We start from the raw sequence: 11,629 nt of genomic DNA, 5'->3' as shown, positions 1-11,629 counted from the left end.
AAACCGCCACGACGGGCGCCCTCCTCATAAGTGTGGCGATCCTCGTCGGGAAGGAACGCATTCTTGATCGACGACCACATTCCCTGGTCCTCGGTCGACTGGCTGCCGGCGGTGTCGCTCATGCTCGACTGACCGTGAACGCGGACATTGTCCGCATCGAGATTGGCGGCGAGCAGGCGCTCGCGGCCGGCATCGGCGTCGGCGCGGGTATCGAACATCGCTGTGATGGTACGTGACATGGGAATTACCTCTTCTTCGGTGGGGGGGAAGTGAACAGGGATGTCAACGCTGGAGGACGACCAGCTCGGTACGCCGGTTTTCGGCCTGACCGGCCGCGGTGGCGTTGCTGTCGACGGGGTTGGTTTCCCCGCCCGATGCGGTTTCGATGCGGTCAGCTTCGATGCCACCGGCGACGAGGCTTGCCTTGACGCTGTCCGCGCGACTTTTACCAAGCGCGGTATTCGCGTCGCTTGCACCGCGAGCATCGGCATAACCGACGACCCGCATGCGCGAGGTCGGGTGCTGCTTCAGCGTTGCGATCAAGGCAGCGACTTCAGCCTGGTCCTCGGTACGAACAATGTTGCCCGCCGTATCGAAATTGAGCTTCTCGAACACGAAGGTCCGTGGCAGCGGCTCGCTGCCGGCAAGATACGCGCCGACGGTCGACGTGCCGGCCGGAACCGCAACGACGGTTGGAGCCGGAGGTGCGACCGGTTCGGCAACCGGGACAGCAGCAGGCGCAACTTGGGCGACGGGCTCGTCGCGACCGCAACGGCTAAGCGCGAACAGCAAGGCAAGCAGGCCGAGCGCCAGCGCCAGCCATGCCAGCCAGTTGGTCTTCTTTTCCGTCTTGCCGACATGGATGTGGCTGGGCGGGGCGCCCTCGCCCTTGCGGTTGTTGTTTGCCACTATTGCTCTCCTGAAAAGGTGGACTCGTCGCGTTCGATTTCCGCGCGCATGACGCGCCGGGTCGTGTCGACTTCGACGGGTATTGTGGCGGTGGTCCGCCGCATTCTGATTTCTTCGACCAGAAACAGGCGCTTCTCGATCACGAGCCGCTCTTCGACGATGGGTACGATCAGGAACTCGCCTTCCTCCCGCACGGTGGGTGCGGTATCGACCTCGCGACCGATCGCGATCCGCTCGACATCGACGGTTTCTCGCTGGAGGGTATCAGCAACCCGCACCTGCTCGTCATCGACGAAGGTGCGAACCCGAACGCGGCCGGTCTCGACGACGCGCTTCTCGATCCCCACCACCTCTTCGACGAGAGGGATGCGGAGATCGCCAGGGTCGGTTTCACCAGTCACAGCGCAGCTCCCGGTCCGGCCAGGACGCCGCAACCTGCGGCCGCTTTCGTCACCTCTATCGGAACCTTGGCGTCGTTGAACTGCGACGACACCCGGACAAGATCGCTGACCGTCAGCCGACTTGGAGTGACATCGCCTTTGTTTACGGCACGGGCGGCACGGCCGAGTTGTTGGAGTTGACCGATCGACAGGTTGGCTTCGAGGCGATCACCCATGCATCGTGCCTGGCGTTCATCCAATCCGTAGCGGACGAGGCCCGTCGCGATCTTGTCTGAGGGGTGCATACATCCAGCCAAACCCATCGCCAGCGCCAGTGCGCCTGCCGGCCATGCCAATTTGCGAGACGCAGTCGTCGATTTGGTCAACATCGATAGTCCTCGCGGGGGAAGGTCAGCCCGGAGCCGAGTGGCGGTGTCCCCGCGATGTTGATACCCTGACTCATAATAGCCGTAGTGACGCAGAATCGTCAGATGGACTGATGCATCCGCACTTTTAAGCCACTAGTTTTTCTGGTTGACGAAAGCTCGATGCGCTAAGTCGAAGGAGCGGCCTTCGGATCAGGTGCGCCTATGTCAGAACTCTGCTCAGCCTCGCCCGCCTTCTCGGCAGCACCCTCGGCCTGAACCGCTGGATCGCCGATGAGCATGCCGATCGCTTCCTTGATCGACCCCTTGACCTGCTTTGTCGCGTGGTCGGTACGCTTGGCCATGCACGATCCTGTCATGAGCCGGTCTGCTCGGATCGAGGGACCGGCGGTTTAGTAGTAGAGCCGCCTTGGCAGGCACGATACATGCGGCTGGATCAGTTATCCTGATGCAGCGATGTCGCCTACGACGTCTTCGCGGTTTTCCCGTGATTGAGGCCCCGCTCGCGCGCCCACACGATGGCAGCCCCGCGCTTGTTGACGCCGATCTTGCCGTAGATGCGCGCGACGTGATTGCGCACGGTGTTGCGCGACATGTTCAACGCATCCCCAATCGTCGCGTCATCGGCTCCCTGGCAGATATACCCCAGCACCTGCCTCTCCTTCGGCGTGAGGTCGGCCACCTCCTTCCTGTGCTCTGCCGATGAGGGTGGTGACCGTAGATTGGCGAGCTTCTCGACCAGCGCGCGGCTGAACCAGCTTGCATCCTTCATCACCGCCTCAATCGAGGCGAGCATTTCAGCCTCGGAATGGCGCCGATCGGAGATATCCTGAAGCACCCACAGCACGCATGGACTGCCACCACCTTCGATGAGCGATGCCGAGACGAGACAATCGATCAGGACGCCGTCGCGGCCGCGGATCCGTGCATCCAGGTTTGCGATAAGCCCCGTGCTACGAAGGGCGGCTTCCATCGACCGCCGGATGGACGGGGTTTCCCATAGGTCGAGCTTGGCCGCGCACTGGTCGGTGATGGCTTCCGGGTCATAGCCGGTCATCCGCTGGAACGCGGGATTGATGTTGATGAGTTTGAGGTCCTCAGGCGACGTCATCATCATTGCTGCTGGCGCCATGTCGAAGGTATGATCGAAGCGCGCTTCGCTATGAACGAGCGCCGTCTCCGCGACGCGGCGACGCTCGAGGTCGGCCATAGTGAAGAGCATGCAATCTTCGTCGTGCAACTCGATTGGCTGGCCGGCGATGATCACCAGTCTCGTGCCCCCGCCCGACATCCCGAGCTCGGCCTCCATCTGTGGAACGGTGACGCCATCGTGGAGACACCGCTTGGCGACGTCGGGTTGGTCGGCACCGTTGAACAGGTCGATCTCGTACACGCTTCGACCGATGACCTCACCGCGATTGTAGCCGGTAAGGTCGAGGAAGCCCTTGTTGACCTTGATGAAGCGCTGATCGCTCAGCCTGCATATGAGGGCGGGTGCGGGATTGGCGTTGAAAGTTTGCTCAAACCGTTCTTCCGCCTCGAAACGGTCGCTGACGTCCTGGATGATCAGGACCAACCGCTCGGGGCCGCCATCCTCGTCGGTCATGACGAGGCTGCGGACCTGGTGGGTCCATTGCGGCTCATCAGCGCCGTCGGGCGTCACTTCGACGACGACTTCGGCGAAAGTCTCGCCTGCGACCACCCGATCAACGGGGTAGCGACCGTCGTCGAGGATACGATTGTTCCGATAGCGTAAGTGGAACCGCCGTCGGTACTCGGCCACGTCCTGGCCCAGCTCCTCGATGGTACGAACGCCGTGCGCCTTGAGGGCAGCATCATTCGCCCAGCGCAGCGTCTGGTCCGGATCGATCAGGATCACGCCTTCGGACAACCCCGAAACGATCTGCTGGAGGTTCTGAAGGTCGGACTCCTGACGGGCGTCGGCGCTCACATTCTTTCCTTGCTGACCGGACATGCCGCGACCTGTCATTCTAACGATCCGTCCATACCGTTGCGACCCGACAAGAGAAATCTTGCTAGCCGTCCACGGACAAAAAACGAGATGCGTTTGTATTAGGATATCTGACGCAAGGGTTCCTATCGGCCGCGCTGCCGAGTAAACTGAAGTTGCGCAGCGCGCTGAGCCGCATTTCCTCATTTACCATATGATCAACAGCTTTTCCACGCCAACGTCCCTCAGAGCGCTCAACTGACGGCATTCGATACGTTCGAAACTCAGCACATTTGCAACAACGGAAAGCTTGATGCTGATGCTGGCAAATGTTGACAACCATCTCGGCATCGGAAACGCAGCAGCATGTCCTCGACCCCGACCCGCAACGTCGCCCTGACGACGGAACTCGAAACGTACATCCGCTCGCAGGTCGCATCCGGGCGGTATAGCAGTTCCAGCGAGGTGGTGCGCTCGGCGCTGCGCCTGATGATCGAGCGCGACGAGGCCCGCAACCAGGGGCGACGCTATGCACAATAATGCCGGGGCGACTGTCCCTCCCTTGATTGGGGGCGGCGAGATGGGACAGCGCGTTCGTGAGACCGATTGGTCAACGACGCCGCTGGACGCATACTCGACCTGGCCGGTTTCGCTTCGCACGTCCCTGTCGCTAGTGCTCAACACGAAGGGTATCGCGGCGCTTTACTGGGGTCCAGAGCAGCGGCTGCTCTACAACGATGCCTATGCGGTAGCACTCGGCGATCGCCATCCAGACGCGTTCGGCCGACCGATGCCGGAAGTGCTGTCCGACATTGCACCGGTACTGGGGCCTCAGGTGGCGGGTGTGCTCGCGACCGGCCAGGGCTTCGCCATCGAGAATCTGTCGATGGTGATGCGGCGTCATGGCCGCGACGAGGTGACGGACTGGACGTACAGCTTCTCGGCGGTTCAGGGAGAAGGCGGCGCTTTTGCAGGCGTTCTCCTTCTCGCGACCGAGATGACCGAGCAGCGGCGCGCCGAACGTCAGCGTGAAAAGGCCAAGGCTGGTCTGAGCCAGCGTGAAGCACACTGGCGCGGTCTGTTTGAGCAACTTACCGAAGGCTTCATGCTCGGCGAACTGGTCCGCGATGCGGATGGTCGAGCCATCGACTGGACCTACCTCGATGTTAACGCGGCCTTCGGTCATCTGGTCGGTATCGAACCCGAAACGGCGGTAGGCCGAACGGTTCGACAGATCATCCCTAGCATCGAGCAGGCGTGGATCGACGAGATGGCGAAAGTCGTCGACAGGCGCCAGGCCTCTACCTTCACCCGTCAGGTGGGATCGCTCGGCCGCTGGTACGAGGGCCACACCTTCCCGCTCGAAGGGGATCGCTTCGCCGTGTTGTTCCTGGAGGTGACGGAACGGCTGGCGGGCGAGCGGCAGTTGCAGGACAGCCGCGATCGGTTCGCCGCTCTGGTGCAGGCCTCCTCCGAAGCGCTCTACTCGATGAGCCCCGACTGGAGCGAAATGCGCCAGCTGTCGGGCGGCGGCTTCCTGGCGGATACGGCGACGGCCGAGCCCGACTGGATGACCAGGTACATCCACCCCAACGACCAGCCTGCGGTCCGGGCCGCGATCGACCAGGCGGTTCGCGAAAAGGCGCCGTTCCGCTTCGAGCATCGTGTCCGCCAGCCGGACGGGTCGATCGGCTGGACATCGTCGCGTGCCGCACCGATCTTCGGCGACGATGGCGAGATCGTCGAGTGGTTCGGTGCCGCGTCGGATATCACCGAGCAGCATCGCACCAGGAGCGAGCTGGTGCGCGTCGACCAGTATCGCTTCGGCCTGGCTGAACTGAGCGACCGGCTGCGCGTCATCGTTGACGTTGATGCAATGCAGGCCGCGGCGGCCGAACAGATTGGCAGCCTCCTCAATGTTGCTCGCGTGGGCTATGGCACAATTGCGGGCGACAACGAGACGTTCACGGTATCGAATGACTGGACCGCACCAGGCTTCCCGACGCTTGCCGGGACCTACACGCTCGAGGAGTATGGCCTATACGCGGCCGATCTTCGCGCTGGGTCGATCGTCGTTATCAATGACGTGAGGAGCGATCCACGCACCGCCGGCAATCCCGAGCCCCTGATCGCGCTATCGGTCGGCTCGCTCATCAACTATCCCATCGTCGAAGCGGGCCGCACGGTCGCCATTCTCTACGTCAACGACCCTCTGTCACGAACATGGCGCGAGGACGAGATCGCTTTCATGCGCGAAGCCGGGGACCGGCTTCGCCAGGCAGTCGAGCGGCGCCGTGCCGAGCTGGAACTGCACGCTCTCAATGTGACGCTGGAGGAGCGCGTCGAGGAACGATCCGCCTCGCTGCAACTGTTCCGGAACATCATTCAGTCCGACGCCAAACCTGTCGGTGCCTTTGACACCGAGTTCCGGGTGATTGCGTTCAATTCGGCACTCCAGTCTGAGTTTGCTCGCGTCTACGGCCATACCCTTCAGGTGGGAGATGTGTTTCCGGACCTGTTCCTGCCCGAACAGGACGCTACGATCCGGGGCTCTCTTGCTCGCGCAATGGCTGGCGAGTCCTTCACGATCACTGATGCCTTTGGTCATCCGGACCTCGCGATTCCCGTCTGGGAGGTCGCCTACAATCCGCTGCGCGGGGTCGATGGCAGCATCATCGGTGCCACTCAGCACGGTGTCGACGTATCCGAGCGGGTGGCGGAGCAAGCCGAGCTTACTCGGACCCAGGAGGCGCTTCGCCAGGCCCAGAAGATGGAAGCAGTCGGCCAGCTGACTGGCGGGCTCGCGCACGACTTCAATAATCTGCTGACCGGCATGATGGGCAATCTGGAACTGCTCCAGCTGCGCGTCGCCCGTGGCCGGCTCGATGATCTCGATCGTTTCATCCACGCCGCACAAGGCGCGGGGCGACGTGCCGCATCTTTGACCCAGCGGCTACTCGCCTTCTCACGTCGCCAGACGCTCGACCCCAAGCCAACCGACATCAACCGGCTGATTGCCGGTTTGCAGGACATGCTGCACCGAACAGTTGGGGCAACAGCGGATATCGAGGTTATTGGCGCTGCCGGGCTCTGGGCAGCCGAGACTGACGCGGGTCAGCTCGAGAACGCCATCCTCAACCTTTGCATCAACGGTCGCGACGCCATGCCCGAAGGCGGCAAGCTGACAATTGAGACGGCGAATAAATGGATCGACGACCGGACCGCTCGCGATCGCGACATGACACCCGGGCAGTACATTTCGATCTGCGTCACCGACACGGGCACCGGTATGTCCGAGGCGACGATCGCGCGTGCGTTCGAGCCGTTCTACACAACCAAACCGCTCGGTCAGGGCACGGGCCTGGGCCTGTCCATGATCTACGGCTTCGCCAAGCAATCGGGCGGGCAGGTCCGCATCTATTCCGAGGTCGGACAGGGCACAACCGTCTGCATCTACCTGCCGCGCCACCACGGCGAAGCAAGCGAGCACATCGAAGACGATGCGAGCACCCTTACCGAAGGTGCCGGCGGTCAAACCGTGCTCGTAGTGGATGACGAGGCGACGATCCGTCACCTGATCGACGAGGTACTGGATGATCTCGGATACACGGTAATCGGCGCAGCGGATGGTGCGGCGGGCATCAAGGTTCTGCAATCCGGAGCCAAGATCGAACTGCTCATCACTGACGTGGGTTTGCCGAACGGTATGAATGGCCGACAGGTGGCGGATGCAGCTCGCGTGTTGCGGCCCGGATTGAAAGTGCTCTTCATCACCGGCTTTGCGGAGAACGCGGCGGTCGGCAACGGTCACCTCGAACCCGGCATGGAACTGCTCACCAAGCCGTTCACGCTGGAGGCACTATCATTGAAAGTCGCCGAGATGCTCAAGCCGCCCGCTTCATAGGATCAGGGGGCAGGATTTGATCCCGAAAGTGGCAATCTGCCCTCGACCGTTAACCGCCTTAATTATTGCAAAAGTTGCGACATTGGCGATGTGCGAAAGTCAGGACATCCGCGACATCCTTGCCGGATCCCAATTTAGAATTGGGCATAGTTCCGTCGGCAAAACCGTCAGCTAAGGATTCCGGTTTCCCCATGTCGTTTAGGCCATTTCGAGAAAATCGATTTGAGAACAGATTTCGAGAAAACGGCGCCCAACACCAGTGCTTTCAGGGCGTTGAGCTGGGGATTCTCACTCGACCTTCGTTTTCGGGAATGCCTCGGCCCTCTCGATCGCCGTTCCCTTGCGAGGCAGCGGGCCGTCTTGATTGCCGTACCCAATCAGAAATGCTTGACGTTTTATTAATGCCATTCGCCTAGAAATGAACCGTTGTGCCAGTATTAATCGGGAGGCTGAGTATGCAAAGGGCGGCTGCACATGTGATAGCGCTCTTTAGCTGCTTGGCAATATCGCAGGCTAGCACCGGAGAACATTTTCCTTCAACTTCGTACGGTGCATTCAAGCAAGATATTGCAGCATCTGGCTTTTGTCACTTATCGAGTAAAGGCTTAGAGACAAGATCCCTTCACGTCGTGCAAGTAAATCGATCAAGTGATGGCGCGACAGTTAAAGTTCGACTTCACACGCAAGCTGCACCCATCGTGATACTTGCATCTTCAACTAGCCCAATAAATTGGCGATTCTCCAACGCCAAAATGGCGAATGTACAGCGGGTAGTCATAGTTGGTCGCCATGCACGGGTTTTCGGTCTTGCATCTGGCACGCCGGTTTCTCACTGCCGCACCAAGCGTAAATCGCAGGCGTATTCGGGCTTTGTTATTGATCGAGTAGCGGACGCGCTCGCAGTGTCGGTTGAGAGCGTACAACGTCAATGGATCCTACACAAATCAGGCTTCGATATTAGGCCGAGGCCGTACCCTAGTACGGAGAATTCAGAGTGGGATCGCTGTCGCCTTGATGCCGACTTTGGAGGGTTGAACATCACCCGAGACAAAAGCACGGACTTGGAAGCGTGCCGAAAGATATGTGATGAGACCGGTGTGTTAGACAGAGGCGCTGGACGTGCAGTGTGTGTATACGAAGGTAAGCGTATCAAGGCCTATCCGGCGCGTCCGGGGTATGAGTTACGACAGTGCAGGCTTATCGCAAGAGACGGCAGGAATATAATAAGTATATCGCTGACACCTCTGCCCGAATGTAGACGGCACGTCTGCTCCACGGGCAAGATGTATATATCCAGTGGGGTCAAGAACCACTGGTCCAGTCAATGCCTTTATACCGGTGATGTCATTGAAAGATTCCGCTTTCGAAAAGATAATCTGCCGAAGTGGGCGCAATGAATCGGCGCTCGATGGCAAGAACGAGTTTCCCATTTCGTGATCGATTCCGGGAACGCCCGCGCCGTCTTGTCTGCCGTTCGGTTTTGGGAAGGAGAGAGCGACGGCGCATACTGAGAGACAATGCTGACGCCTTGTTACGTGGCTCCAGCCGTTGCATCATCCTTCAATGATGACGTTCGGCTTTTCTACGCTACTCGACCTTTTGAGTTGGATCGTAGCCGTAACGCTGGGTGCGAAAGTTCTGGCAACGCTCATACTGCTCAACTTCGACAAGAGCGTTTGGGATCGGCCAGGGTGGGGGGCGATCCTTTGGTGGTCTACCAAGATCACACCAATAATCGCGGTGCCTTGCGTCATCTGCATCGCGTGGTTGCAAGGCATGACTGATCAGATTTGGATTTTTGTAGGATTGATGGTGTTTGTAATGGTCGCGGTGCCGTGGAAAATCCGCCAGCGCCGAGCGCGGATAGCCGATCGGGCAACCGTTAAATCAAGCTCGTAGTATCAAACCCTGGAATGCTCACCGCCTGACCATTCCCAAAATTCGATCGTTTCCAAGAACGCCCGCGCCGTCTCGCGCGCCGTTCCCATGCGGGGAGCTACCAGTTGCGTGATGAGCTTGGCCCGCTAACCTCCGCTTCTGCAATCGCCTGATCCCACAGGAAGGTTGCTTCCTCAAAGCAGGAGATATGGTTTGTCGCGGTTCCGGTTCGTCGTGCCCTCTCTCCTTGCAATCAGCATCGCCGGTGCGGCCTGCGGGCAGATTAGCAAGGCCAACAATTTGCCTGCCAAGGTTGTCCTCCCGAAAAATGAGCGGGCGGGCACGTGGCAGGCTCCTAAGGAGGGGGTTCAGACGCCGCTCTGGCCTGCGAGCACGTCTCTCGCCAAACCGGACTCCGGCGATCGGCCTGAGGGGACCGGTAATGGGACGGGACTTGTGGGAGGAAGTAAATGGCATTGGGCGAGCTATGTCACCCGGCCCACAATGACTCTCTATCGTTCGAAGGGGCGTAACGTCGGCACCGCGATGCTGGTCATGCCGGGCGGCGGTTTCGAAGTCATAGCGACTGATTTAGAGGGCACCGAAATCTGCGATTGGGTGGTGCAACAGGGTATGACCTGTGCGGTGCTGAAATATCGGGTGCCGCAAGCGTGGCCGCAGGGACAACGGCCGAAGGTGCTATTGGGTCTGGAGGACGCACAGCGCGCGATGGGGCTGTTGAGGGAGCAGGCAGCATCCTACGGGTTCGATCCGCATAAAGTCGGTGTGATCGGCTTTTCAGCGGGTGCTTATTTGGCAGCGAGCCTGAGCAACACGGATGAGCGCACCTATCCGCTGACGGATGCGGCTGACCAGCAATCGCCCCGGCCAGACTTTGCGATCGTCGCCTACACGGCGCGTATGCTAGACGACAGCAAGGGCAGGAACAGCCTTGAACTCAAGCCATGGGTGACAATCAGCCCGAAGGCACCGCCCACGTTTATTCTTCACGCCATGAACGACCCTACTGACCCAATCCGGCAACCTATGGCCTATGCCTTGGCACTCAGTGATGCCGGCGTGCCAGTCGATATGTGGCTTTATGCCAAGGGAGGGCACGCTTTCGGAATGCGGCCCACGGCTGATCCGATTTCGCGGGAATGGCCCGGACAGGTCAAGCAATGGCTGCATAACATCGGCATGCTATGATCGAGAAGAAGCGGTGAGCGACAGCCTACTGTAGATGTCAGCGATCTCGCCGAGGTGTTCTCAATTTCGCGCCCAACTGTGTACCGCACGCTCGGACGCCAACCCGCTGCACCTGCTGCAAAGACGGCGTAATGGCAGCTAACGGATGTTGCCGTAAGCTCGTTACTGCGGAGGTGAAGCAGTCACTTCGACGCCGAGGTTAAGCGCCCCCGCATAAGGTCCACCGGTAACGTCCATGGTGATACCGCGAGCCGGTCTTGTCCCTAATGAGGGCACAGTTTGTGCACCGCAACTGGTGTCCGAAGTACAAGCCCAATAGGATCCGCCAACCCACCTCGCGTCAAGATTGATGGTGGTCTGGGCTGGAAGGTAGCCAGCCATCGGCAGGTAAGCTGGCTTGGCCCATGTAGGAGCAGTTCGCATTGCGTGAATGTTCCCGACCAAGACGAGCGCCCGCGCGCCTTGCCTCACCCTGCTGACCAGTGACGAGGCAAGTGCATTCTCGTAATCGCTCGCTTTGAATCCGCCTCGACCGGGATTGTACAAGGGTTGGAACGCAACGACACTCGCAATCCGCCCTGCCGCTCGTAATTCGCGCAGCCTCTGGAAAAGGTGAAAGTACGCTTCACTGGATCGGCCGTCCTTCATCGGCTGCGTCCATATTCTGCTGCTCAAGAAGTGCGATATCGCCGCGGCACCGCCATCGGAACCAATGAAATCGTCAATAGCGGGTTGCTCGGTGGTCATTTGTTCGACCGCGACGATCACCGGCCGGGACGCCGAAGCTAGGCAAGTGAGATCACCAAAAACTGCTGGCGTCTCTTTGGTGCCGTGCATTTCTCCCACCACAATCCAGCGGAGGTCGGTGCGATTGATTAGTGCCTCCGCCCCAGGAATCGGGCCGCATTGTACGGGGCGCAGCTTGGCTTCGAACGTTCTCGCTGACGGTGCCGGCGCGAGCGTTTGAAGTGCAGGCTTCGGGAGACTTGGGAGCACCGGCCGAGCCGTCTTT

General features: G+C 60.1%; 10 protein-coding genes and 1 pseudogene. 4 read left to right on the top strand and 7 right to left on the bottom strand.

Annotation, left to right across the window (positions count from 1 at the left end; all coding sequences use genetic code 11):
• The 6 genes and pseudogenes from sphst_RS12095 to sphst_RS12070 form a co-directional block, all read right to left on the bottom strand.
• A pseudogene (locus sphst_RS12095) lies at nucleotides 1–239 on the bottom strand (DUF2382 domain-containing protein); the annotation flags it as partial.
• 43 nt (nucleotides 240–282) lie between these two features.
• Nucleotides 283–909 carry an OmpA family protein gene (locus tag sphst_RS12090; RefSeq protein WP_234387624.1) on the bottom strand — a complete coding sequence of 209 codons (627 nt, stop codon included), beginning with the start codon at nucleotides 907–909 and terminating at the stop codon, nucleotides 283–285.
• Nucleotides 909–1,310 carry a YsnF/AvaK domain-containing protein gene (locus tag sphst_RS12085; RefSeq protein WP_107045590.1) on the bottom strand — a complete coding sequence of 134 codons (402 nt, stop codon included), beginning with the start codon at nucleotides 1,308–1,310 and terminating at the stop codon, nucleotides 909–911. The genes sphst_RS12090 and sphst_RS12085 overlap by 1 nt, the downstream gene beginning before the upstream one ends.
• On the bottom strand, nucleotides 1,307–1,678 hold the full coding sequence (locus sphst_RS12080) for a hypothetical protein (RefSeq protein WP_234387622.1): 372 nt from the start codon (nucleotides 1,676–1,678) through the stop codon (nucleotides 1,307–1,309). Before sphst_RS12080 ends, sphst_RS12085 begins: the two co-directional genes overlap by 4 nt.
• A 164-nt stretch (nucleotides 1,679–1,842) precedes the next feature.
• On the bottom strand, nucleotides 1,843–2,019 hold the full coding sequence (locus tag sphst_RS12075; RefSeq protein ID WP_107045589.1) for a CsbD family protein: 177 nt from the start codon (nucleotides 2,017–2,019) through the stop codon (nucleotides 1,843–1,845).
• Nucleotides 2,020–2,138: 119 nt separating this feature from the next.
• Nucleotides 2,139–3,626, bottom strand: a complete 1,488-nt coding sequence (locus sphst_RS12070) for a helix-turn-helix transcriptional regulator (protein WP_031393940.1) — start codon at nucleotides 3,624–3,626, stop codon at nucleotides 2,139–2,141.
• Nucleotides 3,627–3,992: 366 nt separating this feature from the next.
• Between sphst_RS12070 and sphst_RS12065 the strand changes: the two genes are divergently transcribed.
• The 4 genes from sphst_RS12065 to sphst_RS12050 all read left to right on the top strand — a co-directional run bounded on the left by sphst_RS12065 (nucleotide 3,993) and on the right by sphst_RS12050 (nucleotide 10,617).
• The gene (locus sphst_RS12065) at nucleotides 3,993–4,166 is read left to right on the top strand and encodes a type II toxin-antitoxin system ParD family antitoxin (RefSeq protein WP_031393939.1); all 174 of its coding nucleotides are present in this window, start codon (nucleotides 3,993–3,995) and stop codon (nucleotides 4,164–4,166) included.
• Nucleotides 4,156–7,530 carry a PAS domain-containing protein gene (locus tag sphst_RS12060; RefSeq protein WP_081877528.1) on the top strand — a complete coding sequence of 1,125 codons (3,375 nt, stop codon included), beginning with the start codon at nucleotides 4,156–4,158 and terminating at the stop codon, nucleotides 7,528–7,530. Before sphst_RS12065 ends, sphst_RS12060 begins: the two co-directional genes overlap by 11 nt.
• Before the next feature lie 1,563 nt (nucleotides 7,531–9,093).
• The gene (locus sphst_RS12055; RefSeq protein ID WP_031393937.1) at nucleotides 9,094–9,429 is read left to right on the top strand and encodes a hypothetical protein; all 336 of its coding nucleotides are present in this window, start codon (nucleotides 9,094–9,096) and stop codon (nucleotides 9,427–9,429) included.
• A 483-nt stretch (nucleotides 9,430–9,912) separates the two neighbouring features.
• Complete coding sequence (locus tag sphst_RS12050; RefSeq protein WP_234387621.1) at nucleotides 9,913–10,617, top strand: alpha/beta hydrolase; 705 nt, start codon at nucleotides 9,913–9,915, stop codon at nucleotides 10,615–10,617.
• A gap of 162 nt (nucleotides 10,618–10,779) precedes the next feature.
• On the opposite strand, the gene sphst_RS21230 is transcribed toward sphst_RS12050, so the two are convergent.
• Nucleotides 10,780–11,629: hypothetical protein (locus sphst_RS21230; protein ID WP_234387619.1), on the bottom strand; the 850-nt coding region annotated here is incomplete at its 5' end.

This window comes from Sphingomonas sp. STIS6.2 (genome assembly GCF_000732685.2).
In the GTDB taxonomy this organism is placed as follows: Bacteria; Pseudomonadota; Alphaproteobacteria; order Sphingomonadales; family Sphingomonadaceae; genus Sphingomonas; species Sphingomonas aerolata.
The sequence above is the reverse complement of the archived record's forward strand: the minus strand, read 5'-3'. Positions and strand labels throughout refer to the sequence as shown.